Source organism: Algoriphagus ornithinivorans, from assembly GCF_900115305.1.
Classification (GTDB): Bacteria; Bacteroidota; Bacteroidia; order Cytophagales; family Cyclobacteriaceae; genus Algoriphagus; species Algoriphagus ornithinivorans.
This window is the reverse complement of the sequence record NZ_FOVW01000012.1, coordinates 36,619-63,121: the sequence shown is the minus strand read 5'-3', so window position 1 is coordinate 63,121 and position 26,503 is coordinate 36,619. Positions and strand designations below refer to the sequence as shown.

The following is a 26,503-nucleotide window of genomic DNA, read 5'->3' as shown; positions in this document are numbered from 1 at the left end:
ATGTGGGAGCTGAGGGATTCGAACCCCCGACCCTCTGCTTGTAAGGCAGATGCTCTGAACCAACTGAGCTAAGCTCCCAGAATTTTATTATTTCCTTAAGGGAAGGCAAAAGTAATCTGATTTTTATTTGCGACAAAGAGTTAGAAAAATATTTTTCCCAACACTTAATTAAAATGTTGATTATCAATTGAAAACTTTTAAATGATAGCTTCATTTCTAGAAAGTAGCATTATAGATTTCATAATTCATCAATTTCTATTTGTTGACAATAAACTTCTTCATTGTTTCAAAATACTGTCCCATCGTAAAATGCCTTAAATATGTGGCTCTGGCTTGTTTACATAAGGTTTGATAATCTTTTTCGGTTAGTTTTTCGATAGTTTCAAAAGTATTTCTGAGGTCTTTTTCATCAGATACATTAAAAAATAGGGAATCCTTCTTATTGTTTAAATAATCGATTGAACCGATATTTTTTGAAACCAGAGGTGGAACAGATAACATTAATGATTCTGTGACCACTGTTGGAAGGTTGTCAGCTGTAGATGGAATAATGGTGAAATTCAATGAATTTATAAAATCATCAACTTGATTGTATGTAAGATTCCCTTTGTAGGTAATACATGAGTTACCTCCTATTTTTTCAATTAGTTCTTCCTTTTGAAACCCATCCCCTGCAATTTCAAGTACAATTTTAGTTTTTGGGTTTGAAGCTTTATAGGAAATAAACTGATCTACCAACCATAAAACATTTTTGCAAGGGACAATTCTACCAAGATATCCAATAATTATTTTTTCATACCTCAATTGATGGCTGAATCCTTTAAATCTATCTGGTAAAGGATTTGGAATTAATGAAGTGTTTTGAAAATTGAAATTATTCTTAACGTCCTCAGTTGCCTTTAAAGAAGGACAAATCACCCAGTTACAAAACAAGTTGTAAAGAAGTTTTTTTCGGAATAAGAAAAAGTTTATTTTCCATCTGGGCCCTGTGTGGTCTTGAAGGAATGAATTGGTGCAGACATGATGATAATCGGCTGTTTTTACTCTTTTTTTTAGAATTAGTTTTGAAACAATAACCGATGTGATTGCACCATTGTGATGCCCAATAACAACTTCAGGAGTATACTTTTTAACTAGTTTTAGGCAGAATACGAAGTCTTTGAAACTTGTAGACTTAATGGTTTTTGGCCAAGAGTATAAAATCAACTTACCTTTTCCAATTCTTTTTTCTTTTGGAGAAGTGAAGTATGGATCTTTTGATATGAAAATGATTCGGAAACCTTCTTCGCATAAATAGTTAGCAAGGTGATAGCTCATACTTGCAAAAGATGTCTTATAGTAATTATGAGCGATCAAAACCGTTTTCATTACTTGTCGTAATCTAAATTTATCATAAACCCAGCTCTAAACCAGCGTCCAGGCATCTGAACAGTTCCTGCTTCTATATAGTCAGTATTAGTCATATTGGAGGCTTCCGCAAAAAAGCCCAATTTCCCTATTCTGTTGTAATCCAATCTCATGTCTAACAAGAAATAAGGATCTTGACTGATTCTTTCTACATATCTCATTTTAGTATTCAACTCAGTCTTGGAGCCTAGTCCCACCAAAAAGCCACCTATTATCTGGTTTCTCAATGCGGTAAATGCATATCTGGTTTCCACTCCCGGCTGATTTACTAAACTGGCATCTATATAATTATAGGATAGCATCAATTCTTTTAATTGTAACATAGAACTTCTTCTTTGCCATCTATAAGTAAAAGCTGCTTCAATTCCATTAAACCTGACTTCGTTGAAGTTTTGTGGCTGCCAAGGAGTGTTTGCATCAGGGCGTACCCACTCAATCAAGTTGTCGGTGTTTCTACTGAAATAGACCAATTCAGCAAATAATCCAGCCTTTGTCCACTTTGCACCAATTTCAAAGTTTTGAGCTTGCTCAGGTTGTAAGTCTGGATTTCCAATATTAGTTGGCCCTACATAATACAAATCTGTATAGGTGGGGATTCTAAAGCTTTTTCCATATCCGGAATACAGTCGTATTTCCTCGCTTGCCTGGAAGCCTAGCTCTAAGCCGGGAAAATGTTTCCAACCATAATCATTATAGTAATTGCTATACACACCGGCTCTTAAATCTGTTTTTGAGCCCAATTGGATCAAATGTTCCAAAAATAAGCCAGCCAAAACCCGTTCATGGTTTCCAAGATTATTGCTTTCAATCTTTTCCTGCCTAACCTCAGCTCCAAATCCTGTTGTTCCTATTTTGCTTTCATAGCTACCATTCAATTCAATAGCATAGATGTCTGAAGTATGAAAGTTTTGATAGAAAGAAGGTTCATTTCTTCTCAATCGGTACTCATCTTTGTTTCTCCTCCAATAGGCACGGCTATTTAACTTGAATCTGTTTTGGGTATAAGTGTGGCTCAGTGCACCTAAAGTAGTTTGCAGACTTTCCCACTGATCTGGAAATGCACTTGTATAAAAGCCGTTCGCTCCAAAACTTCTGTCAGTATAAGCAATCATGCCTCGGAGAGAATGATTGTCATTTAAATCCAAACCTCCTTCGTAGAAAATATTGCTGACCTGATAGTCTGAGTTGTACCAATGGCCATTGGAGTCATCGTAGGAAATTGAAAGGTTTTGCTTGTACTTTCCACTTGGCAAAGAACCAGCAAAATTCAGCCCTTTCATTCCAAAATCTCCAGCATATCCTTGAACCCTTAAACTTTTTTGATCGGAAAGCTCTGTGATAATATTGATCGCACCTGCATAGGCGTTTTGCCCAAAAATCCTTGAAGCAGGACCTTTTAATACTTCTACTCTGTCAATATTGATTAAAGGCACAGGAATATTCATCATATGATGTCCTGTTTGCGGGTCTGTGAGTTTAATTCCATTCAATAGCATCAAAGTCTGGTTGAATGAACCACCTCTAATGCCAATATCTGCCTGTACGCCTGTGACTCCTCTCTGTCTCACATCCACTCCTGGTACAAATGCCAAAACTTCTTGTAAGCTTCTCGCAGGAGTTGTCTCTATTTGGGGTTTGGTAATTACAGATATATTTCTGCTTTGTTTAGAGAAAGGAATTTGAATCCTGTTCTCTTGAATGATAACTTCATTTAAGTTTTGGGTAGTACTGTCTGTTTGAGCATTTGCATGATACAGGTTGAAACTGATCAAGGTTGCCAAAATCAAAATTCTCATTGGTGATTATTTTAGGATGCGTAAAATTGACTTCAAAAAATCCTAATTCCAATTTTTAGGCATTTGTAAAAATTCGTTAATCCCTCACCCGCTTAAAAGAATTCCGCTTGAGGAAATGCAGATAGTGCGTATTTTTAAGTCAAACAAAAAATCGAATATGATCAGAAAATTATTTTCAGGTCTGTTATTATCAGGCTTGTTGCTTGGAAATTTTACCTATGCGCAGCAAGGTTTGGATAATAATCAGGCGGATTTTGGAGAATTTATGGACCGGAAAGGTACTTATACCAGAACGGCTTCCGGTAAACCAAGTGAAAACTATTGGCAGAATAAGGCCGACTATCAAATCGAGGCAACTCTCGATGAGAACGCTCATGTATTGACTGGGAAAATTACCATTAATTATACCAACAATAGCCCGGAAAACTTGGACTTTGTTTGGTTGCAATTGGAGCAAAATCGCTTTACACCAGATTCCAGAGGGACATTGACTACTCCTGTTCAGGGAAACCGCTACAATGGAGATACCGATGGAGGCTTTGATATTTCTGCTGTACAAGCAAAAGTAGGATCAAAAGGAACTGTCTCCTCAAAGCATATCATTACAGATACCAGAATGCAGGTTTGGTTCAATGAACCGATTCCTGCAAAAGGAGGGAAAGCGAGTATTTCTATGAATTTCTCTTTCAAGGTTCCTCAGAAAGGAATGGATAGAATGGGAAGATTGAAAGTTAATGATGGCTGGATCTATGCTTTTGCGCAATGGTATCCAAAAATGGCTGTCTTTGATGATGTAGAGGGATGGAATGTGGAGCCTTATCTAGGTGCAGGAGAATTTTATCTAGAATATGGAGACTTTGATTATAAAATTACTGTGCCATATGATCATGTAGTAGTGGGGTCAGGAAAATTGATGAATCCTAAGGAGGTTTTGTCCAAAGAACTTCAAAACCGCTATGCTAAAGCCATGCAAAGTGATACCACGGTTTACCTGATTGCTCCTGATGAAATTAAAAATACCGCCTTGACACGGCCTAAACAAGATGGTACGATCACTTGGCATTTCCAGATTAAAAATTCCAGAGATGTGGCCTTTGCTACCTCTAAAACATTTATATGGGATGCGGCTAAAATCAACTTGCCTAGCGGCAAAACGATTCTAGCACAATCAGTTTATCCTAAAGAATCAGACGGGCAAGAGGCGTGGTCTAGGTCTACGGAATATTCCAAAGCTTCTATTGAGCACTATTCTGAGATGTGGTTCGAATTCCCATATGAGACAGCAACTAATGTGGCTGCTGACATTGGAGGTATGGAGTATCCTGGGTTGAACTTCTGTAGATATACTTCTAAAGGTGAAGGTCTATGGGGCGTGACTGATCATGAATTTGGACATAATTGGTTCCCGATGATTGTAGGGAATAATGAGCGTAGATACGCTTGGATGGATGAGGGCTTCAATACCTTTATCAACCATTATAGCACTTTAGCCTTCAACGAAGGAGAGTACTCTTCAAACCTTAATCAAACTAGGAGATACAATAATTATTTTCAAAATGAGAACAGAGAGGGAATAGATACTTATCCAGACGTGGCAAATACAGGGAACTTGGGAATGGTTGCCTACATGAAGCCAGGAATTGGTTTGATTGTGCTGAGAGAGTATATTTTGGGGCCTGAGCGATTTGATAATGCATTCCGCTCCTACATTAACACTTGGGCTTATAAGCATCCATTGCCTTCAGACTTTTTTAACCATATGGAAAATGTAGCTGGTGAAAATTTATCCTGGTATTGGAAGGGATGGTTCTATGGAAATGGAAATATTGATTTAGGGATCAATGCAGTCATTCCATATGGTGGTAATTATCTAGCTATCCTAAGTAATAAAGGAGAAATTCCAATGCCTGTATTATTGGAAATTGAGTTTGAAGATGGAAGCAAGGAAAGACAAATGCTTCCAGTAGAAATTTGGCAAAGAGGTGATTCTTGGAATCATTTGATTCGAACAGATAAAAAAGTAACCAAAGTGACAATTGATCCAGACAAGATTCTTCCTGATATCAATTTGGGAAATGATAGTTGGCCTCAATTGATTTACGAGGATTAAAAAAATGAGCCCCGAGTGATCGGGGCTCTCTTTTTAATAATCATCATTAATTTCCAACCAATATCCATCAGGATCTTGGATGTAAATTTGTCTGACTCCATCAGGACGAGTTGTGATTTTTCCTTTCTCTCCCGGCCAATCTTCAAATGGATAATTTTTACTTTTCAATCGACTGATGAAAGCATCCATATCATCCATGCTAAAGCAGAGATGATTTGTTTTAGAAATTTCTGTGGGTGTATTGGCAACTTCAATTAAGTGCAAAGCGGCGCCACCTCCTATATCATACCATGCATGCAGCCCATCTTTGAAGGGTTCTTCTATTTCCTCCAAGTTCAAGATTGTTTCGTAAAAATTCATGCTTTTTTCAAGATTGGAAACATGAACAGCTATATGATTAACTTTTATCTGAGCGAATGCGGAACTAGCCATAGTTAGTAATAGAACTGAAAGTAAGGTTTTCATAGGTGGGTAAATTAGGTTTATTATTAGGAAGGTAAGTTTTTCTTGCCTAATGAAAAAAAAGAGCAGCTCTGCAGCTGCCCTTTTGATTGATTAGGAAAGGATTGGGTTTATTCTTCATTGACTGATCTTAGATTGCTAGCCAAAGCAATTCGCTCGGCTTCATCAAAGAGTTTGATTGCTTGAAGGTATACTTCATTGATATCATTTACGACCATGTAGAAAGCATCATCATCATAAATTTGTCTTCCCAAATGAGCTTTTACCAAGGTTTTTAAATAGCTTTTTGACTTCGAGAAATCTGCGGCATCATACTTTACCTTGTTTTTCTCTCCAACTTTAATCAATTCCTGAAGCATGGCATCTGAAACTTCAAAGCTTTTGTAATATTCCTCCAAACTCATTCCTGTAAACTTGTCCTTGTTTTTGTTGGAATAGTCTAGGATAAATTCTCTGGAAGAGTCTGAATTAAATAAGCGACTCACGTAAGCTGAACTGTAGGTGGTATCCAATGGTACGAAGTAATCAGGCATGATTCCTCCGCCACCATACACTATTCTGCCTTTTTTGGTCTCGTATTTCAGACTGTCATTGAATTTGATACTATCAGCTGAGAAGAATTCTCCATGCTCATATCTCTCCATCCAGTCTCTTTCGTAGGCTTGATAATCCGGGCCATATGGCTTTTGAATTGATCTTCCGGAAGGCGTAAAGTATCTAGCGATAGTTAATCGGAGTTCTGCTCCGTCAGAAAGGTCAATTGGCATTTGAACCAAGCCTTTACCAAAAGATCGTCTACCCACAATTAATCCTCTATCATTATCCTGAATCGCACCGGCCAGAATTTCAGAAGCAGATGCGGAGCCCTCATTGACCAAAACAATTACAGACCCTTGTTCAAATATTCCTGGTCTGAAGGCATAGGCCTTTTGACTGTATTGTTCAACTTTTCCTTCTTGAGAAACAATAAGAGCACGATCTCCCAAAATTTCATCTGCGATATTGATGGCTGCTCCCATATATCCTCCCGGATTTCCCTGAAGGTCTATGATCAATTTTTTCATTCCCTGACCTTTCAAATCCGCTACTGCCTCTTTGAACTCATCGTAGGTGGTTGCTGCAAATCGGGTGATCTTTACATATCCGATTTCCTTATTGACCATATAAGAAGCATTGATGCTGTATTGAGGGATTTTATCTCTGGTAATTTCATAGGAAATCAGCTCGGGTTGATTTTTTCTTTTAATATCAACCATCACTTTCGATCCTTTTGGACCTCTCAATAAATCAAAAACATCACGGTTGGTCACTCCAGTGCCCGCCACTGTTTTACCATCTACCTTAATAATTTGATCACCAGATTGAATTCCAAGAGCTTCCGAAGGACCACCAGTCAATGGGGCAACCACGTAAATTGTGTCCCTGATAATCCCAAATTCAACACCAATCCCATCAAATTCTCCATCTAATTGGGACTGCGCCAAGGTGGCATCCCTGGCAGGAATATAGCTGGAGTGGGGGTCTAGCTGTTCCAGCATTTTATTGATGCCATACTCTACGAGCTCGTTGGTATTGACGCTATCCACATAATCTCTGTTGATATAGGTCATGATTTCCTGAAGCTTGTAAAGAGCGGCTCTTAAATCATTTTGATTGCTTTTGGGTTCAGCAAAAGTAGCTCCGATCCAAATTCCCGCAGATATAGCCAAAGCTAGAATAATTGGAAGTCGGATCTGTGCTTTTGAATTCTTTGTCTCGCTCACGATATTACTTTTTCAGTTGGTTATTTTCTCCCTATAAACTACCGGATTCAACCAGTGTTTAAAAGTTGTTTTGGATAAACATAGTAAATGTTTATACGAGGGGAACAGATAAAGGTCGGATTAAATCCCCATTTTTCTGTTAAAATAATTTATTTTTGTCAAATGCAGGCGAAGCAAGATTTCAATAAAATCTTAGTAGGTGATTTAGTATCGGAAAACTATGTGTTTGCTTCCGTGCTGCATTATTTTGGAATCAGTTTTTACCAATACGAGACACATTCCCTGGAGCAGGTTTGCAAAAAGCATAAAGTTAAACCAGGTCAGCTGATCACTGAATTGGAGGCCTGGGCTGCTAAAAAGGAACCTACAAATGAGGAGCTTTATCTCAATCCCATCGAAGTACTGGTAGCCTATCTGAAGAATAAGCACTATTATTTTGTTAGACAGGAACTCCCTTTTCTTTCCAATTTGATTTCAGGGATTCAGGTTGATAAAACCTATCAAGCTTTGCTGAATGATTTGAGGATTATGTTCCCGCTGTTTGTGGAGGACTTTATCCACCATATTCATGAGGAAGAAAGTAGACTCTTCAAACGCATAGAGTTATTGCAGGATGTAGAAGAGGGGAATTTTGCCCTGCATGATGCACTGAAAATATTGAAAAAGGACCCTATTCATCTTTTGGCAGACGCTCATGAAATTCATGATGATGAAATGGAAGGGATTAGAAAATTAACTTCTGACTATACACTGGAAGAAAATGCACCTTTGACTATGAAGGTGCTTTATCATGAATTACAGAATTTTGAAAAAGAATTAGTCATTCATGCACAGATTGAAGACGAACTTTTATTTCCAAAAGCAATTGAACTGGAGAAAGAAGCTGTCAGAAAAATCACCAATAAAATCCGAATCAACTAATGCCCAGAATTATCGCCATTGATCTGGGAACTAAGCGCACTGGCTTAGCGGTCACAGATCCCATGCAGATGCTGGCCAATCCTCTTGAGACGATTGAGACCTATCGACTCATGGATTTTCTCAAGAATTATTTTCAAAAAGAAGAAGTAAGCACAATAGTATTGGGCTATCCCACCAAATTGAACGGTACGGAAACGGAAATGACTCCAAAAGTGTTGGCTTTGAAGGAAAAGCTAGAAAAAGCATTTCCCAATTTGAAAACTGAATTGGTGGATGAGAGATTCACTTCTAAAATGGCTATGCAATCCATGATCACAATGGGGAGCAAAAAAAAGGACAGAAGAGAGAAAGCAGGTAATCTGGACAAAGTCAGTGCAGCAATAATTTTACAATCGTATTTAGAAAGAAAATGATATATCCTATCGTCGCATATGGAAACCCTATCCTGAAAAAGGAAGCTGAAGAAATCGAAGAAGGAAAAGATATCCAAAAATTAATCGAGGATATGTATGCCACTATGGATCATGCTAATGGTGTAGGTTTGGCAGCTCCCCAGATAAATCAGGGTGTTCGACTTTTTGTGATTGACAGTTCCTTGATGCTGGATGAAAATGATGAGGAAAAGGGGATTCGCAGAGCATTTATCAATCCAATCATTCTTGACGAGTATGGAGATGATTATGGCTTTGAAGAAGGTTGCTTGAGTATACCTGATGTCAGAGCTGAAATCATCAGGCCTGAAAAATTAACCATTGAGTATTTTGATGAAAACTGGAATCTGAAAGAGGAAGAGTTTTCGGGAATGACAGCAAGAGTGATTCAGCACGAATACGATCATTTAGAAGGAATCTTATTTGTGGATTATTTAAAAGGCCTGAAAAAGAGGTTGGTGCAATCCAAATTGATTGAAGTAAGTAAAGGGAAAGTTTCTACTGATTATAGAATGATTTACCCGCTTAAATGAGTCATTCCAGCTCTTTGAAAATAGCGCTTATCCAAACGGATCTTTACTGGAAAGATAAGACTGCAAATCTTTCCATGTTGGAGGAGAAAATATGGGGTATCAAGGAAAAACTAGATCTCATTATCCTTCCGGAAATGTTTCCTACTGGTTTCAGTATGGATGCTCCTGAGCTGGCAGAGCCTATGAATTTGACCATCTGCAAATGGATGAAGCAAATTTCAGCTCAGACCAAAGCGGTAGTAACGGGTAGTGCGATTATTCAGGAAAATGGAAATTACTATAACCGTTTGATTTGGGTTACCCCGGATGGATCAGTGAAGCACTATGATAAAAGACACCTTTTTCGGATGGCTGATGAGCATGATCATTATGCAGCAGGGAAAAGTCAGCCTATTTTTGAGTGGAAGGGTTGGAAAATTTGCCCGCAAGTCTGTTATGATTTGAGGTTTCCAGTTTGGTCAAGAAATTATCGTCTGTATGATCAAATGGCTTATGACCTGATTTTTTACGTAGCCTCCTGGCCTGCGCCGCGAGCTTCAGCCTGGGATCAGCTCTTGCCTGCCAGAGCAATTGAAAACCTGGCCTATTCAGTTGGAGTAAACCGGGTAGGGACTGACGGAAATCAGGTTCCCTATGTGGGACATTCCGCAGTTTTTGATTTCAAAGGAAAGGAACTTATTCATTTAGGAGAAAAAGAGAGGGTGGAGGTAATTGAATTAGAAAAAACCGAATTGGAAAATTACCGTTCTAAATTTCCGGCTTGGATGGACGCAGACGATTTCACGATTGACAGAAGAGTACAGGAATAAGGCCTTCTATTCCACTGACGGGATTTGATGCAAGGATATTTTCCGTATTTTAGCCCCATAATTTTCAGGTCTTTTTTCTCTTTTTTCAAAATTCACCTGTTGGAATTAGAAACTTCAAAGGTTCAGGGAAAAATGACTTTTACACCTATTTCGTATAGTTCTTATCATGAGCAATCAAACCCCAAAAATTCTTTACACATTAACTGACGAGGCACCTGCCTTGGCCACTTATTCTTTATTACCCATAGTGCAGGCATTTACGAAATCTGCTGGAGTGACTGTAGAGACTCGGGATATTTCCCTTTCAGGAAGAATCATCGCAAATTTCCCTGAATATCTTAAGCCTGAGCAGCAAATCAATGATGCATTGACTGAACTGGGAGAAATAGCCAAGACACCTGAGGCTAATATTATCAAGCTTCCGAATATATCTGCATCAGTTCCACAATTGAAAGCGGCAATTAAAGAATTGCAGGCAAAAGGATATGCGCTTCCAGATTATCCTGAGGAACCTAAAACCGAGGAAGAAAAAACGGTTAAAGTTAAATACGACAAAATCAAAGGTTCTGCAGTAAACCCGGTATTAAGAGAGGGTAATTCTGACAGGAGAGCCCCTCAAGCCGTAAAAGCATATGCAAAAAAGCATCCTCATAGCATGGGAAAATGGTCTGCTGAGTCCAAGTCTCATGTAGATAGTATGACAGAGGGGGATTTTTACGGAAGTGAAAAGTCGGTCACTTTACCCGAGGCAACTGTCGTTACAATTGAGCTTCATGGAGCAGAGGGGCGAAAAGAAATTCTAAAAACAGGCTTAAAAATTCAAGCGGGTGAAATAATCGATGCTTCAACCATGAGCATTGCTGCTTTGAAAGCATTTTTGAAAAAGGCCAAGCAGGATGCCAAAGAAAAAGGAGTGCTTTTTTCACTTCATATGAAAGCTACCATGATGAAGGTTTCTGATCCTATCATCTTTGGACATGCAGTAAAGGTTTTCTTTGAACCTGTATTTGCAAAACATGCAGCAGCTCTAGAAGCGGCTGGAGTTGATGTCAATAATGGGTTTGGTGACTTGCTTTCTGCTATTGAAAAACTTCCAGCCGCCGAAAAAGCCGCTATTCTGGCTGATATTGATGCCTGCTATGCGGATAGCCCTGATTTGGCTATGGTGAATTCCGATAAAGGCATTACTAATTTACATGTACCAAGTGATGTGATTATCGATGCATCTATGCCAGCAATGATCCGAAGTTCAGGTCAGATGTGGAATAAAGCTGGGAAACTTCAAGATACTAAAGCGGTAATTCCAGACAGAAGCTATGCAGGAGTGTATCAGGCTACGATAGACTTCTGTAGAAAGCATGGAGCATTTGATCCTGCTACTATGGGATCTGTTCCTAATGTTGGACTGATGGCTCAAAAAGCAGAAGAGTATGGATCTCATGATAAGACTTTTGAAATACCTTTCCCGGGAACTGTGAAAGTGGTGACTCAGGAAGGAAAAGAGCTTCTGAGCCATCCGGTAGGGAAAGGAGATATCTGGAGAATGTGCCAAACAAAAGATGCCCCTATTCAGGATTGGGTGAAATTGGCTGTAACTAGAGCAAGACTTTCCAATACTCCTGCAGTATTTTGGTTGGATCCTCAAAGAGCTCATGATGCAGAATTGATCAAAAAGGTGAATACCTATTTATTGGATCATGATACGAATGGATTGGAAATTCATATCATGAATCCTGTGGAAGCCACCAATTTCTCTTTATCCCGAATCAAAGAAGGCTTGGATACCATTTCTGTGACTGGGAATGTATTGAGAGATTATTTGACAGATTTATTTCCAATTCTTGAGTTGGGTACCAGTGCAAAAATGCTATCTATCGTGCCATTAATGAATGGAGGAGGTTTGTTCGAAACTGGTGCAGGAGGTTCAGCGCCGAAGCACGTCGAGCAATTTACCGAGGAAGGACATTTAAGATGGGATTCTTTGGGTGAGTTTTTGGCTTTGGCTGTTTCTCTAGAGCATTTGGGACAAACATTCAATAATGAAAAGGCGCTTTTGCTGGCTGAGACTTTGGATCAGGCAACAGGAAAGTGGTTGGAGAATGATAAGTCTCCGGCAAGGGTCGTTGGAAAGTTGGATAACCGAGGAAGTCATTTTTATTTGGCGCTTTATTGGGCTGAGGCCTTGGCTTCTCAAACAAAAGACACAGATCTCCAAACCAAATTTACTCCTCTAGCTAAGTCACTCCAGAATAAAGCTGACCAGATCGAGTCTGAACTCAATGGGGCTCAAGGAAAGCCAGTAGATATTGGAGGCTACTACAGACCAGATGAATCCAAAGCATCCACAGCAATGAGACCGAGTACCAGTTTCAATGAGCTGTTGAAGCAGTTAAGCTGAACGATATAATAATGAAAGAAAAGCCAGGCAAATTGTCTGGCTTTTTTGTTTACTACAAACTAGGAATGCTAATCTGGGGGGCGTTTTTGTAGGAATAATATCACTTAAGGAGAAAATTTAGACACTCATATATTGATTGAAATTTTTTAAATCTTAATTTCAATATTAATTTTTTATTAGAAATATGAGGTTATGATTAAGACCATCCTTGTTGACGACGAAAAGCATGCCCTAGAATCTCTAAGTATTCTATTGGAAATGAATTTTCCGGGAAGATTTGAGATTTTGGCAATGTGTAATTCTGTCGATCAAGCATTGCCAGCTATACAGCAGCATGAACCTGACTTGATTTTTTTGGATATACAAATGCCACAAAAGAATGGCTTTGATTTATTGGAAAAATTTCCTCAGAGAGATTTTGAAGTCATTTTTACTACTGCCCACAAAGAGCATGGAATTGATGCGATCAAAAATGAGGCTTTTGATTACTTGCTCAAACCCATTGATATCGACGAATTACATAAAACAATTTCACGCTTTTTTAAGAAGAATAAGCCAATTGATGAAACATTACTTCTTATCGAAAAACAATTAAAAAAGCATCAAGTCATTGTCTTAAAATCTCAGGAATTAGATGAGTATATCCCTTTAGAAAAGATTCTTTACTTAAAAGCAGAGGGCAATTACACTGAATTCTATTTGGAGGGTGGAGAAAGGAGGCTTATTTCAAAGTCAATAGGGTATTTCGAAAAGCGATTAGAAACCAGCAATCTTTTTGTAAGACTTCATCATTCCATTTTAGCTAATTGTACAAAATTTCAGAAATACGAAAAGAAAGAGGGCTACATGATCCTAAAAAATGGAGATAAAGTCTCAGTGTCTGTCAGAAAGAGCGCTAATCTCAATGAGGGCTTTTATTAAAAAACTCGCGTTTCTTTCATTCCTGTTTTGGTTCGTTTCAATTTCAGGAAATTCCCAGCAAGTACCTTCCTATAATTATACTACAGTTGATGGACTTCCAAACAATGCAATAAGATCCCTTTTTGTTGACTCTCGAGGGATAGTCTGGATTGGAACCGAGAATGGACTTTCCAAATTCGAAAATGGGAGGTTTAAGAATTTTTTTGAAACAGATGGACTTGCATTCAACAGTTGCTGGGCTATCGCAGAGGACAAAAATGGAAATTTATGGTTCGGAAGCTACGGTGGAGGGATCTCGGTTTTCGATGGAAAAAAATTCCGCGTTTTTACTCAGAAAGATGGATTAGCAGATAATAGGATTAGGCATTTTTATCCTTACGAGGATAAAATGTTGATTGGGACTGAAGACGGGGTGAGTGTGGCGGATTTGCAAACATTCCAAATCACATCTATTCCATCTACTATCCGAGGGAATGATTTGAATTATACTGCTGGATTTTTTGAATATGAAAATAGGATTTTCTACTCGACCTATAGAAGTGGAAGCTTTGAACTTAGGTTGAAAGGAGGAAGTTATGAAGCTGTAAAAGTTAATGATTGGCTTCCCATTTATTCTTTTTTTACAAAAGAAAATCAACTATTCTTAAGTGACAAAGGCTCTATTCAGCAGTTGAGTATAGACCAATTTTTACAAGGGGAAAAACCAACTCAAAGTTTTGGGCAATCTGTAGTTTGGGGGCATTTGAATGGAGTAAATCAAGAAGACTATTTGATTGCGGCCAGTTTGTTTTCAAAGGATGGAGGTGTTTTTCTCCTTGATAAAGGGCAAATTAAAGATGTGGGAGAATGGTTGGGTGTAGATTCCAAATTCATCCTTGCTGGTGCGGTCGATCAAAAAAGGAAAATGCTTTATCTAGGATCTCAGGACAAAGGCCTTTATCAAATCAGGCTGGATGATGTGATTACCTATAATAGCTTTGAAGAGAGGGAAGTAAAAGGAATAGCTGGGGATGGCGATATATTGGCAATTTTAAGTCAAGACGGACTCCAAATTCAAAAAAAGGAAGGAAGTTTTGCCGAGGTTTATTCAAAGGATTTCAAAAAAGTACAATCCGAATTCTATCGAAAGTTTCCCCATAAAATACCTAAACATTTGGATGGATTTTTTGAATTAGATCCGGCTATTCCAGCTGAGGAAATTGAGTATTACGAATTGCATAAAGAAGGGGAATCCTGGTGGGTAAATACCAATGTGGGAATTTTCGAAATGAGTTTGGAAGGGCGAATTCGGACTTATCTACCGGTACATGCATATAGTATAGGCTTCACTCCGGATGGGCTGCTTTTGGAAACCAACCCATATGCTGGTGTAAGAATCTATTCCAATCCTGGAAATTTTGAATACACCTATTTTGAACCCGAGCTTTCCAATACTCCATTGCAGATCGCAAAGGTAGTCAAGGGGGACCAAAGGACTTATCTGGCTTCAGTTTTTCATGGTTTGTACCATTGGGATGGTCAGACCTTTTTCTCCTATAAAAATGAGGGCCTGTGGAAGGAGTCAAAGTTTAAGACTATGCACTCCTTAGGTAATGGGATTTTGCTTTTGGGGACGGAGTTTGGCGACTTATATCAGGCCCGAGTTCATCCCAAGTTTGAGATTCTTAAAAAATGGCCTAAAGAGGATTTGTTGGGTAGTTCCATTTTATTCATAGAGGAATATAAAGGGGTGATTTTTATAGGTACTGAGTTGGGACTTCATATTCTGGAGGAGGGTGAGCTTAGATTTTGGTCCGAGGAAAAAGGGGTTTTCAATAGGATTTTCAAAACTGCAAAAAGAATTGAGGATAAGCTTTATGTAGGACTAGACGAAGGATATTACGTCATCAATTTACCTGAATTGATTGCAAAAGAATACCCGCCTATTGAGTTGGTAATAACGGATCTCAAAATAAATGGAAAGGCCGTCGATCAGGAAAATTTTCGATGGTTCGCTTATCAGAATAGCAGGTTGAACCTTGGCGCAGAGGAAAATTCTTTAAGCATCAGATTTCAGCCAAAAGCTAACTTAAGTAATGGAAGATTGCGCTATCATTATCGAATCAAGCCTGGAGCTGAATGGACAGAATTCAGCGAGGATGCATTGATCGAATTGCCTTATTTGCCTGCCGGGAGTTACCAATTGGAGGTGGAGGTGCAGGATTTGTTTTCGGGTAAAATCACTTCAAATCAATTATTGAGATTTGATATTGCCAGGCCTTACTATTTGCAATGGTGGTTTTTCCTTTTGATGGCTGTCTTACTTTCCGGGATATTTTTTATGATTTATAAAGTTAGGCTAAATCAAATTAGAAGTGAATCATCGCTAAAGCAACGCATTGTGGAAATCAAGCTGGAGGCTTTACAATCTCAAATGAATCCACATTTTATTTTTAATGCCATCAATAGTATCCAGTACTACATTCTCAAAAAAGAAACCAAGCAGGCCTTGTCTTATTTGGGTAAGTTCAGTAAGCTGATTCGAAGTACTTTAGATCAAAGCAGTCAGGCTCTTATCACTTTGGAGGATGAAATCAACTATCTCAAACAATATATAGAGGTAGAGAATATCCGTATGGAAAATCGGGTGAAATGGTCCATAGAGGGAGATGCATTAGAGCGAAAGCAAGATTTGAAAATTCCGCCAATGATTATTCAGCCATTGGTGGAGAATGTGTTCAACCATGCTTTTTCAGTAGACCATCCCAATCCAGAGCTATTGGTTAGGTATGAGATCTTATCCAGGAACCAAATTCTTTGCACAGTAAAGGATAATGGAGAAGGTATCAAGGCAAAAAAAGGATCTTCCCATCAATCCAAGGGCATGGAGATGATTCGGGAGAAGCTCAGTTTATTACCCGGCTATACCGAACAAAGTGTAGAGTTTGTATCCGGTAAAAAAGGCACTGAAGTTAGGGTGATTATTTTTTGTGGGTGAAAAGGTGACGGTTATATATGGTTTTTGAACAAATATAAATTAACATTAAACGTTAGGTGGTAATTTATTTTATTTAATAAAAAAATATGTTGCCATTATTATTGACTGTTTTATTAGCGGGATCCACAGGATTCTTCTTGTTGAAAAAAGAAGGCTTTGGTTTTTGGGGGAATGAAGAATCAAAAAAATCAGAAGGATCACCTATAAAAGAAATTAGACTTGCTATTCTAGGTCCTTCATCCAGTGGGAAAACTACACTTTTTCATTATTTGACGGAGGGGAAGATCTTGAAAAATCCCGACCCAACATCGCTTACTGGTGAAAAAATTAAAGAAAAAATAATAGAACAAGATAATAAAAGAATAAAATTATTATCAACTGAAGATATCCCAGGTAGCGAGAGTTCTATAATGGCTTATTGTGAAAATTTAATTATAAAATCTGATTTTATATTCTTTATTTTTAATTGTTATCTTTTCCAGATAGACGAGAAATATTGTTTAACAACAAAGGCCTTTATTGATTTTGTTTTCAGGCATAATAATAATAAAAGAGTAATATTAATAGGATCGCATGTTGATAAGCTGCATAATCAGCAAGATTCAGAGAATTCTAGGAGAAAAGATACAGAAAATATTATAAATATTTTATTACCAGAATTTGAAATAGATAAAATTAGAGAAATTGAATTAGTCAATTTGACAAGCAGTAAAGAAATTTCCAATCTGAAAAGTATGTTGTTTAAATGAAAAATACTTTATTCATTCAGGCAGATAAATGGGGCCAAATTGACTTTTTGTTTGTGGATTCCAATAGAGTTTTAGAAAAGAGTGAAATTATAAAAATAGTTTCAGGCCGTAAACTTCTAAGAGGGAAATATGATTTTACAATTTCTAAAAGTAAAGAAATTTTCTCAGAGGTCATTAAAAAAATCCCAAAAGGTGTCCTTATAAAAGGACAATTAAATGAAAGAGATAGTAGCGGTAGAATAGCCAATTTCACCTGCTTTTATACTGGGAAACCCAAATATTTAGAATCTTATTTAGAGTCCTGTCTAAGTCAGATTGGGAAGTCGTATAATCAGAAAAGTATAGTTTTTATTAAGAACTCACTAATAAATTACCATTATTTTCAAATATTTATATACGTTTTTTCAGCAGCGTTACTAAGTTTTATTATTCTTAAAAATACTTAAACATTTATTTATGAAATCAAGTATAATTTTACCGAAGGCCTATCTTATTTTAAATGAAATCCAAGCTATGTCGGCTAAATGGGAAAAGAGCTATTTGAAAAATAGTGAGTATGAAATTATCTCAATAAATGAGGCAGAGTTACTACCTGTTAAGTTCGAAGAAGGCGAAAAGATTAATCAGGTCTATATTCAACATCCGTTTATTGATGACATTTATGTATTACCAAATCATAATCAAGATGATTTTGAATTAAAAAAACTTAATAATCTATCGCAATTAAGTGCTATTTTAGGCGCAAAGCGTTTCAAGACAACGCTTATTAATAAAGAAAAATTAATTGATCAAACAGATTGGGGTATTGGTGGAAGTCTTCCTGCGGGAAGTGGACATATCAAATCAAGTAATAATAATAATGTGCTAATGTTTAGTATGTACGAATTGGAAAATGAATATACTGGTAATATTCCACAATATGAAAAAGCTTGTGACTTTGCCTTGAAATCTGGGTTGTCTAAAGATAAAATTATTTGGTCTTTGATTGAAAAAAGAAATCCTATCCATAATAATTTATTGATAAGTGAAAAGATGAAAGTCAATGTATCTAAGGAAATAAATAAATCCTTAGAAGTAGGTGCTAGTTTAAGTCTCTTTGCAAAAAAAATTGGGGTAAATGCATCATTCAATTCACGAAATGAGAAAAGTGTGTCCAAAGAACTTGAAGTTGAAATATATTTTTAATTTCGATGAACACCCACCTCTGCGAATATTGCGGTACTAAATTCAATTCCATTGTTAACCTGACAAGCTCACCTTGTTTTAGGCATCCTTTGGGGCCAAATAAAGGAAAACATAAGCTTTATGAAGGTTCAGAAAAGGCTGTTTATGATTGTAAATATTGTGGTACAAACAATCGCAGTTTAGCTGTTTTAACTTCACTTCCCTGCTATCGGCATCCCAAAGGATCCAACAAAGGAAATCACGCACCAACTTTATAATCTACTTTATCATGTCCAGACCCTATCATCGAGGAGAAATTAATAAAGCTTTTGAAAAAGTGAAGGCCGAGCTTCATGCTCAGGCCGTCAAAAAAGGAAACGGTAGAGCATTTTATATTGACAGCTACACAGGGCAGGAACTCTGGGGGGGTGATGCGTATGACTACGATCATATCTATCCTTCAGAATTGATCCATTCCCGGTACAAGGACAGCTTGGATGATATGCAAATAGCCCAAATCGTCAATCTTCCTGAAAACATTGCTGTAACTACCCGAAGCATTAATCAATCAAAAGGGAAAAAGGACCCGGAACGATGGCTTGAAGAAGAAAATCAAATCGGAAATGGAATGGTAAAAGCTGATTTAGTAAAACATGCTATCCAAAAGGCAAAAGCGGCTATTGAATGTATGGCAAGACAATTAACTTGATAAAGCCACACTTATTTATAAAAGCATCACACTTATCTATCAAAATGAATCAAAATTAATTTTTCAACTAAACTTGATTATTGTTTGATATTTAAAGGCGTTAAGCAACTTTTCAGGAACGGATCTTTTTCAGGGGTGATAAAGGGTCCGTTTTTTATTTTGTCTGAAAAGAGACCTGATTCTTGCTTAAAAACTCCTTGATTACTTTTACATGAATACATTCACCTAGGTGAATAAAAGCGTAATCATTGATTTTTTTGGTTTTGCCATGAGCTACTACTTCCTTATCCTCGATATCAAAACCCAGGTGCAAATGCTTCGTTCGGGATTGCATTCCTATGACCCTTCCATCTGAATCAAATAAAGGACCGCCGCTTTGACCTCTTAGGCCAGGTGTGCTCATTTCTATTCCATAAACTTGCCCTTTATTATCTCCCAAAAACCGGGTAATCATGCCTTCTATTGGGAATCGGGGAGATCTTGCATTTCCTTCATTGGTCCAAACCAAAGTCTGGGATTGTGCATCAAATTTGAAATTTGAAAATTCCGGAAATGGAAAGCCCAGACGACAGAGTATGGCACCCTGCTGAACAGCGCTCTCATCTTCCATGAAATAAGGGAAGTTTTTTACTAATAGGTTGCCGACTCCCTCAAATTTGATCAAAGCCAAATCATAGTCTGGATGAAGAATAAACTTCAGGTTATTCATGGAATCCACACAGTCCACAAAAGTGATTCTCATTTCTGAAGCTTTATCAGGACCAAGTCCCAAGTTTTGAGCTAGCTTGTTTTGTTGCTTTCCACTCATTCCTTGGCTCTGCTGAAGAAAGGAGGTATAGTTTCTGTTTATCTGATCAGCTTGGGAAAGCCATTGAGCAACATGCTTACAGGTAAGTGCCCAGCCTTCTGAATTGACAAAAAACAGGGTGGCAGATCCACGATTAACCTGAGTGCCTCCGAAATTTCTGGAAATGGAGTGTATAGCCCGGGTGTAGCCCGCAACTTCATTGATGGCATTTACAAACATTTGATTTTTTCTTGATCAGTTTTAAAGTACTCAAAAGCTCACTTAAAAAACTAATCTTTAAAAGAATTTGAATTTTCATTTTTCGAAATCGTTTGAAAACAGGGAATTTAAAATCATCCATATCTTGCTGAATATTGCGTTTGGGCTAGCCGAAAAATTGTAATAACTTAGCCAACCCAGAAGTTTTTTAGCCAAAAGTGGCTGGTTCCGGGAAGATTTAGGAATCAAACCTATACAATAATCAAAATAATTATGAGCAAAATTAAAGTAGGAATTAACGGATTCGGAAGAATCGGTCGTCTTGCCTTTAGAGTGGCACAAGAAAGAGATGATATTCAAGTTGTGGGAATCAACGATTTGATCGACGTGGACTACATGGCTTACATGTTAAAATACGATTCTACCCATGGCAGATTTAAAGGTACTGTGGAAGTAAAAGACGGTCAGTTGATCGTAAATGGAAACGCTATCCGTGTGACCTCCGAAAAGAGTCCTGCTAACCTTAAGTGGGGTGAAATCGGTGCAGATTATGTAATTGAGTCTACAGGTATATTCTTGACAAAAGAGACTGCTCAGGGTCACATCGACGCAGGAGCTAAAAAGGTGATCATGTCAGCCCCTTCTAAAGATGATACCCCAATGTTTGTAATGGGTGTCAATGAAGATAGCTACACAGATGATATGGTGTTTGTATCCAATGCATCTTGTACTACAAACTGTCTTGCTCCAATTGCCAAAGTATTGAATGATAACTGGGGAATTGAAGAAGGATTAATGACAACTGTGCACGCTACTACTGCTACTCAAAAAACGGTAGATGGTCCATCCGCTAAGGATTGGAGAGGCGGAAGAGGAGCTGGTCAAAACATCATCCCATCTTCTACAGGAGCTGCTAAAGCTGTTGGTAAAGTAATTCCTGAATTGAATGGTAAGTTGACAGGTATGGCATTTAGAGTTCCTACTCCGGATGTATCTGTAGTTGACTTGACTGTACGATTGAAGAAGCCTGCCAAGTACGCGGAAATTTGTGCTAAAATGAAAGAGGTTTCCGAAACTACCATGAAAGGTGTTTTAGGATATACTGAGGATGCAGTAGTTTCTAATGACTTCATTGGAGATCCAAGAACTTCCATTTTTGATGCTGAGGCTGGAATTCAGCTTTCAGATACTTTTGTAAAAGTGGTTTCTTGGTATGATAATGAGTGGGGCTATTCCAACAAGGTAGTTGACCTCCTGACTTTCATTGTAAAGAAATAAACCTCAAGGCCCCGAAAAATTCGGGGCTTTTTTTTGATGAAGCCGAAATAACTAAATCCCCGTATATATGGTTACCATCTAAAATTCAAAAAGATGTACCTTCCTTTATTTCCACTTAAACTAGTAGCTTTCCCAGAGGAGAAATTGAATCTCCATATTTTTGAGCCTAGATATAGGTAGCTATTGAATGACGTGGAAAAGGAAGAAATCACTTTCGGCGTTTGTTCCTTCTTCGATAAATTGACCGGGTTTGGCACTGAGGTGAAGCTGGAGCGAATATATCAACGATATGAAGATGGAAGGTTGGATATTATGACCAAAGGCCTGAGGGCTTTTAAAATCCTGAATTTTGACAATCCCATGGAAGGAAAGCTCTATGCTGGAGGAGAGGTTGAGTTTTTGCCCAATAATCCGGTGGTGACAGATGCTCTGAATTTTGAGTTTCTCTTTTATCTCAAGGAGATTTTATACCTCTTGAACTATCCTCATGAAATCAATGAAAAAGAAGTCACATCCTTTACTTATGCCCATAAAGTCGGTTTAAAGTTGGAAGAAGAATTGGAATTACTTCAGTTGACCAATGAAGAAGATAGGATGCGTTATATGATCAGTCATTTTAAAAGAATGATACCTGTTATCAAGGCTGTAGAACAAGCGAGAGAAAAAATCAAGCAAAATGGTCACTTCAAGCATCTGGATCCATTGAATTTTTAGGTAGATATTTGACTGTGATTTTGGCAGAATCAATATATAAAGAGGCTGTCTCAGAATTAGCTCTAGTGTCAGCCTGAGCGCCTGCCTGACGTCAGGCAGGGAGTCGAAGGCCATTTCTATCGATGTGGCCAACATTTCGATCCCGTACAATTTTCGGGACGCTCAATGTTACAGTTTGCACTTTTGAGATAGCCTCTTTTTTGAATCATATAAAGCCATCTTTCCAAGTTGAATTACTCCTTTCTCCCAGGATAAACTTCTCGCCCTATCAAGCTTTGTGGAATGATTTATAAAACAAAAAAGCAGACTATTTCTAGCATGCTTTTGTGATCCCGCTGGCCCCGATATTTTCGGGGCGATATCACTTCGTTCATCGGGATAAACTTCTCGCCCTATCAAGCTTTATGGAATGATTTATAAAACAAAAAAGCAGACCATTTCTAGCCTGCTTTTGTGATCCCGCTGGGGCTTCCCGATATCACTTCGTTCATCGGGATAAACTTCTCGCCCTATCAAGCTTTATGGAATGATTTATAAAACAAAAAAGCAGACCATTTCTAGCCTGCTTTTGTGATCCCGCTGGGGCTCGAACCCAGGACCCTAACATTAAAAGTGTTATGCTCTACCAGCTGAGCTACGGAATCAAAGAAAAAGCGGAACGTAATTCCGCTTGCGATAAAGTGATCCTGTCAGGACTCGAACCTGAAACCTACTGCTTAGAAGGCAGTTGCTCTATCCAGTTGAGCTACAGGACCTGGATAAATAAGTCGGGGTGGCAGGATTCGAACCTACGACCTCCACATCCCAAATGTGGCGCGATACCGGGCTACGCTACACCCCGAAGACTTTAATAACTCTATCCTTTCAAATTGAAGTTGCGAAATTAGAATTATTTCGCTTCTCCACAAACTCTCAAGTAAATCCTTGAAAAACTTTCTTTTTAACTTCTTGCAAGTTAAATTTTTGTTATTCCGCTGGGGCTTTCCGATTTCGCTTCGCTCATCGGAATAAACTTCTCGCCCTACATGAGAATCAATTTTTTGTGATCCCGCTGGGGCTCGAACCCAGGACCCTAACATTAAAAGTGTTATGCTCTACCAGCTGAGCTACGGAATCATTAGTGAGATTTGACGTTTTTTAACGCTTTTTTCTCTGTTTTTATCTTTTCAAATCGACTACCTAACCTTGCTTTTTGTTAGATCATTGCCGTAATTGGACTGCAAATTTATGACTCTGATTTATAAATGCCAAACTCAAAATCAATCTTTCTCGCAAAACTTTTATTATTTTTCACAATACTCTTGCAAAGTATTCATTGTCAGGCTGATGTAAATGACCTTCAAAAAGCAGATTCTTTGTTTGAACTTCGAAGTTACAAGGAAGCCATGGAAATTTATGTTCCAAACTATCAATCTGGGCTTTATTCTCCTTCAATGCTTCTGAAAATGGCCTTCATTGCAGAAGGTATGGGAGATAAAGAGCAGGCTACACTCTACTTGAGTAAGTATTACGATCAAAGCCCAAATTCACAGACTATTTCTAAAATCAAGAGTCTGACCGGTCAAACTACTTTATATGGTTATGAAGTAAGTGATGGGGGGCGTTTCCTCTTATTTCTGGTGGATTACAAGGAGATTATTGTGGGGCTTCTTTCCTTATTCTTGGTTTTCTCTATGATTACTACCTGGTGGACCGGACGAAAAGAAGAGAAATCTACTTCTTATTGGCCTACAGTTTTGTTGATTTGCTCCATATTTCTTGTTAATAATTTCTTGAAAGGCCCTTCAACTGGCTTAATTACCCATAGCCCTACATTCATCGTGTCTAAGCCTACTGCTGGTGGAGAATTAGTGGATCAAGTTGAACCCGGTCACCGGATTAAAATCAAGTCCAGTAAGGATATCTGGTATGAAATTGAGTGGAAAGACAAAATAGCTTACATCAAAAAAGAACATACGACCAGATTATAAAAAATTAAGAGGCTGTCTCATAAATAGCTCTAGTGTCAGCCTGAGCGGAGTCGAAGGCCATTTCTATCGTTGTGGCCTAGATTTCGACTTCGCTCAATGTGACATATTGCGCTTTTGAGACAGCCTCTTATTACTTAGAGCTTTTTCAGCATGATATTTCGATAATGAACCACATCACCGTGATCTTGAAGAGCTATTCTGCCTTTTTTATACTTGCCGAAGCCAGGCATGTCTTTAAACTTGCTGTCTGCAATCAAGGCTTCCCATTCAGGAGTCCACATAGTTGTTTCTACCACATTCACTCCATTTAGAACCAAAGTAAGATTTCCGTTATCAGCAATAATTTCAGCTTGATTCCATTCTCCAGCTGGTTTTACCGTTTCTTCCTTACTCACTATTAAGTCATAAAGGTCGCCTGCTCTATGGCTGATGATCTTTGCGTCAGGATGGCCTTCATTATCCAAAACCTGCATCTCAGGGCCTGTCTGCCAGCAGTAGTCGTATTCTGGAGATTCATGCACGAAGAAAATGACCCCGCTATTTCCATTTGGAGCAATCTTCCATTCGTATTTCAGGTGAAAATTCTCAAATTCCTCGTCAGTAACGATATCTCCCCCGTCTCCTGTTTGCCATCCGTCTTTATTAGCAGCGTCCAAATAAAGAGTTCCATCTGCTACTTTCCAGGCTTTTCCTACTTCACCGCCACCATACTTATGCCAGCCACTGAAGGTTTGTCCGTCAAATAGACTGATCCACTCTTCAGCAGGTGCCTCAGCTACAACTTCTGTATTTTCGGTTTCTTCTGTTTTTTGACCAGAACAGCCGATCATTAGACCGGCTGCCAAAGTCATTATCCAATAACTTTTCTTCATTTTCTTATTTTTTCAAAAGCAAAACATATCTCACCATATCCTTGGCATCTTCCTCACTCAATCCTGGATGCGCTGGCATTGGTACCTCTCCCCAATTTCCAACACCACCATTGATGACTTTCTGAGCAAGCATAGCTACATTTTCTTCGGTGCTTTCATATTTTGCCGCTACATCTGCGTAAGATGGCCCTACAATTTTTCTTTCTACCATGTGGCAAGACTGACAGTCGGAAGCCTTAATTTTCTCCAAGCCTTTGATGTATATAGGATCATCTTGGTATTTTTCTTCTAAACTGATCTCTTTCGCTGGCTCTGGTGCAGCAGCTGTTTCAGTGGCCGCGCTCTCAGAGGATTTTTCTCCCCCTCCACAAGCAAAGGCTAATCCTGCCAATGCCAACATTCCAAGGCTTAATGGTTTTGTAATTTTCATGTTAAATTGATTAAATATGGTTTTCTAAATTCCTAAAATCTTTTTGTTGAAGGATTCATCTGCTCCAGTGCCGGCAAAATCATCAAAAGCCTTCTCTGTAACTCGAATAATATGAGCATCAATAAATGGAGCACCTTCAGCTGCACCTTGCTCAGGATGCTTGATTGCACATTCCCATTCTAATACTGCCCATCCATCAAAATCGTATTGCGAAAGTTTGCTAAAAATTCCGCCAAAATCAACCTGTCCATCACCTAAAGATCTGAATCTTCCAGCTCTTTCTACCCATCCTTGGAAACCTCCGTAGACACCTTGTTTTCCGGTAGGGTTAAATTCGGCATCTTTTACGTGAAACATTTTGATTCTATCATGATAGAAATCAATAAACTGTAAATAGTCCAAGCACTGTAATACAAAATGGCTTGGATCATAAAGGATATTTGCTCTCTTGTGGTTATTGACTTTTTCCAAAAACATTTCAAAAGTAATTCCATCATGCAAATCCTCTCCTGGGTGCAATTCATAACAGACATCCACTCCATATTTGTCAAATTCATCCAGGATAGGAGTCCATCTTTTTGCAAGTTCCGTGAACCCGGTGTCTACTAGTCCCGCAGGTCTTTGAGGCCAAGGGTAAACAGTGTGCCACATCAATGCACCAGAGAAGGTGGCATGCGCTGTCAATCCAAGGTTGTGAGAGGCCTTAGCAGCATATTTTAACTGCTGGGTAGCCCATTCAGTTTTTCCTTTAAGATCTCCTTTGAGATTGGCAGGAGCAAAGCCATCGAATAATTCATTGTAAGCTGGATGAACAGCTACAAGCTGTCCTTGAAGATGGGTAGAAAGCTCGGTGATTACTAAGCCGGCTTCTTCTACCGTGCCGGCAACTTCATCTGCATAAGTTTTACTTTCAGCTGCCTTTTGAAGGTCTATCATTCGAGCGTCCCATGATGGAATCTGAACACCTTTATATCCCAGATCTGCCATGTAATGACAGATATTTTTGAGGTTATTAAAAGGAGCTTTGTCATCAGCAAACTGTGCAAGAAAAATTGCAGGTCCTTTGATCGTTTTCATTTTTAT

General features: G+C 38.4%; 23 protein-coding genes and 5 tRNA genes. 15 read left to right on the top strand and 13 right to left on the bottom strand.

Annotated elements, in window-relative coordinates; translation table 11 throughout:
* Positions 1 to 3: 3 nt before the first annotated feature.
* From BM073_RS16500 to BM073_RS16490, 3 genes are all read right to left on the bottom strand, one after another.
* Positions 4 to 78, bottom strand: a tRNA-Val gene (locus BM073_RS16500).
* A 177-nt stretch (positions 79 to 255) separates the two neighbouring features.
* Positions 256 to 1,317 (bottom strand): glycosyltransferase family 4 protein, encoded by a 1,062-nt coding sequence (locus BM073_RS16495; RefSeq protein WP_245756449.1) that lies wholly within the window; start codon positions 1,315 to 1,317, stop codon positions 256 to 258.
* A 50-nt stretch (positions 1,318 to 1,367) separates the two neighbouring features.
* Positions 1,368 to 3,203 (bottom strand): TonB-dependent receptor plug domain-containing protein, encoded by a 1,836-nt coding sequence (locus BM073_RS16490; RefSeq protein ID WP_091655438.1) that lies wholly within the window; start codon positions 3,201 to 3,203, stop codon positions 1,368 to 1,370.
* A 157-nt stretch (positions 3,204 to 3,360) separates the two neighbouring features.
* On the opposite strand from BM073_RS16490, the gene BM073_RS16485 reads away from it, so the two are divergent.
* Complete coding sequence (locus tag BM073_RS16485; protein ID WP_091655437.1) at positions 3,361 to 5,313, top strand: M1 family metallopeptidase; 1,953 nt, start codon at positions 3,361 to 3,363, stop codon at positions 5,311 to 5,313.
* Between the two features lie 33 nt (positions 5,314 to 5,346).
* On the opposite strand, the gene BM073_RS16480 is transcribed toward BM073_RS16485, so the two are convergent.
* Together BM073_RS16480 and BM073_RS16475 are read right to left on the bottom strand one after the other, a co-directional pair.
* Positions 5,347 to 5,778: a VOC family protein gene (locus tag BM073_RS16480; protein ID WP_091655436.1), complete on the bottom strand. Its 432-nt coding sequence runs from the start codon at positions 5,776 to 5,778 to the stop codon at positions 5,347 to 5,349.
* A gap of 107 nt (positions 5,779 to 5,885) precedes the next feature.
* Positions 5,886 to 7,538 carry a S41 family peptidase gene (locus BM073_RS16475; protein WP_091655435.1) on the bottom strand — a complete coding sequence of 551 codons (1,653 nt, stop codon included), beginning with the start codon at positions 7,536 to 7,538 and terminating at the stop codon, positions 5,886 to 5,888.
* Positions 7,539 to 7,700: 162 nt separating this feature from the next.
* On the opposite strand from BM073_RS16475, the gene BM073_RS16470 reads away from it, so the two are divergent.
* From BM073_RS16470 to BM073_RS16415, 11 genes are all read left to right on the top strand, one after another.
* Entirely contained in the window at positions 7,701 to 8,459 is a 759-nt protein-coding gene (locus tag BM073_RS16470) for a hemerythrin domain-containing protein (RefSeq protein WP_091655434.1), read from the top strand.
* Positions 8,459 to 8,872 carry a Holliday junction resolvase RuvX gene (ruvX, locus tag BM073_RS16465; RefSeq protein WP_091655433.1) on the top strand — a complete coding sequence of 138 codons (414 nt, stop codon included), beginning with the start codon at positions 8,459 to 8,461 and terminating at the stop codon, positions 8,870 to 8,872. The genes BM073_RS16470 and ruvX overlap by 1 nt, the downstream gene beginning before the upstream one ends.
* A complete protein-coding gene (gene def / locus BM073_RS16460; RefSeq protein ID WP_091655432.1) occupies positions 8,869 to 9,423 on the top strand; it encodes a peptide deformylase in 555 nt (184 codons plus the stop codon). The genes ruvX and def overlap by 4 nt, the downstream gene beginning before the upstream one ends.
* Positions 9,420 to 10,232, top strand: a complete 813-nt coding sequence (locus BM073_RS16455) for an amidohydrolase (protein WP_091655431.1) — start codon at positions 9,420 to 9,422, stop codon at positions 10,230 to 10,232. Before def ends, BM073_RS16455 begins: the two co-directional genes overlap by 4 nt.
* Positions 10,233 to 10,398: 166 nt before the next feature.
* Entirely contained in the window at positions 10,399 to 12,630 is a 2,232-nt protein-coding gene (locus BM073_RS16450) for an NADP-dependent isocitrate dehydrogenase (RefSeq protein WP_091655430.1), read from the top strand.
* A 192-nt stretch (positions 12,631 to 12,822) separates the two neighbouring features.
* Positions 12,823 to 13,551 carry a LytR/AlgR family response regulator transcription factor gene (locus tag BM073_RS16445; RefSeq protein ID WP_091655429.1) on the top strand — a complete coding sequence of 243 codons (729 nt, stop codon included), beginning with the start codon at positions 12,823 to 12,825 and terminating at the stop codon, positions 13,549 to 13,551.
* Entirely contained in the window at positions 13,535 to 16,528 is a 2,994-nt protein-coding gene (locus BM073_RS16440; protein ID WP_175557940.1) for a sensor histidine kinase, read from the top strand. The genes BM073_RS16445 and BM073_RS16440 overlap by 17 nt, the downstream gene beginning before the upstream one ends.
* Positions 16,529 to 16,614: 86 nt before the next feature.
* On the top strand, positions 16,615 to 17,277 hold the full coding sequence (locus tag BM073_RS16435) for a GTPase domain-containing protein (RefSeq protein ID WP_091655427.1): 663 nt from the start codon (positions 16,615 to 16,617) through the stop codon (positions 17,275 to 17,277).
* Positions 17,274 to 17,723: a hypothetical protein gene (locus BM073_RS16430; protein ID WP_091655426.1), complete on the top strand. Its 450-nt coding sequence runs from the start codon at positions 17,274 to 17,276 to the stop codon at positions 17,721 to 17,723. The genes BM073_RS16435 and BM073_RS16430 overlap by 4 nt, the downstream gene beginning before the upstream one ends.
* 10 nt (positions 17,724 to 17,733) lie before the next feature.
* Positions 17,734 to 18,462 (top strand): hypothetical protein, encoded by a 729-nt coding sequence (locus BM073_RS16425; protein WP_091655425.1) that lies wholly within the window; start codon positions 17,734 to 17,736, stop codon positions 18,460 to 18,462.
* A 268-nt stretch (positions 18,463 to 18,730) separates the two neighbouring features.
* The gene (locus tag BM073_RS16415; RefSeq protein ID WP_091655423.1) at positions 18,731 to 19,150 is read left to right on the top strand and encodes a hypothetical protein; all 420 of its coding nucleotides are present in this window, start codon (positions 18,731 to 18,733) and stop codon (positions 19,148 to 19,150) included.
* A gap of 154 nt (positions 19,151 to 19,304) precedes the next feature.
* Here the strand turns inward: BM073_RS16415 and BM073_RS16410 are convergent, their stop codons facing one another.
* On the bottom strand, positions 19,305 to 20,177 hold the full coding sequence (locus BM073_RS16410; RefSeq protein ID WP_091655422.1) for a S1 family peptidase: 873 nt from the start codon (positions 20,175 to 20,177) through the stop codon (positions 19,305 to 19,307).
* Between the two features lie 252 nt (positions 20,178 to 20,429).
* Here BM073_RS16410 and gap point away from each other — a divergent pair, with 252 nt between their 5' ends.
* Positions 20,430 to 21,434: a type I glyceraldehyde-3-phosphate dehydrogenase gene (gene gap, locus BM073_RS16405; RefSeq protein WP_091655421.1), complete on the top strand. Its 1,005-nt coding sequence runs from the start codon at positions 20,430 to 20,432 to the stop codon at positions 21,432 to 21,434.
* Positions 21,435 to 21,626: 192 nt separating this feature from the next.
* On the top strand, positions 21,627 to 22,148 hold the full coding sequence (locus BM073_RS16400; RefSeq protein ID WP_245756448.1) for a peptidase: 522 nt from the start codon (positions 21,627 to 21,629) through the stop codon (positions 22,146 to 22,148).
* Between the two features lie 571 nt (positions 22,149 to 22,719).
* Here BM073_RS16400 and BM073_RS16390 read toward each other — a convergent pair.
* The 4 genes from BM073_RS16390 to BM073_RS16375 all read right to left on the bottom strand — a co-directional run bounded on the left by BM073_RS16390 (position 22,720) and on the right by BM073_RS16375 (position 23,264).
* Positions 22,720 to 22,792 (bottom strand) — tRNA-Lys (locus BM073_RS16390).
* Between the two features lie 37 nt (positions 22,793 to 22,829).
* A tRNA-Arg gene (locus BM073_RS16385) sits at positions 22,830 to 22,903 on the bottom strand.
* Between the two features lie 12 nt (positions 22,904 to 22,915).
* Positions 22,916 to 22,989 (bottom strand) — tRNA-Pro (locus tag BM073_RS16380).
* 202 nt (positions 22,990 to 23,191) lie between these two features.
* Positions 23,192 to 23,264: transfer RNA gene (locus BM073_RS16375), tRNA-Lys, on the bottom strand.
* Positions 23,265 to 23,449: 185 nt separating this feature from the next.
* Here BM073_RS16375 and BM073_RS16370 point away from each other — a divergent pair.
* Positions 23,450 to 24,118, top strand: coding sequence for a hypothetical protein (locus tag BM073_RS16370; RefSeq protein WP_317042676.1), 669 nt, complete (start codon positions 23,450 to 23,452; stop codon positions 24,116 to 24,118).
* Between the two features lie 134 nt (positions 24,119 to 24,252).
* On the opposite strand, the gene BM073_RS16365 is transcribed toward BM073_RS16370, so the two are convergent.
* Genes BM073_RS16365 through BM073_RS16355 form a run of 3 tightly spaced genes read right to left on the bottom strand, consistent with a single transcriptional unit; the run spans position 24,253 to position 26,497 of the window.
* Complete coding sequence (locus BM073_RS16365; RefSeq protein WP_091655418.1) at positions 24,253 to 24,990, bottom strand: 3-keto-disaccharide hydrolase; 738 nt, start codon at positions 24,988 to 24,990, stop codon at positions 24,253 to 24,255.
* 4 nt (positions 24,991 to 24,994) lie between these two features.
* Complete coding sequence (locus tag BM073_RS16360; RefSeq protein ID WP_091655417.1) at positions 24,995 to 25,420, bottom strand: c-type cytochrome; 426 nt, start codon at positions 25,418 to 25,420, stop codon at positions 24,995 to 24,997.
* 24 nt (positions 25,421 to 25,444) lie between these two features.
* Positions 25,445 to 26,497 (bottom strand): sugar phosphate isomerase/epimerase family protein, encoded by a 1,053-nt coding sequence (locus BM073_RS16355; RefSeq protein WP_091655416.1) that lies wholly within the window; start codon positions 26,495 to 26,497, stop codon positions 25,445 to 25,447.
* Positions 26,498 to 26,503 lie beyond the last annotated feature (6 nt).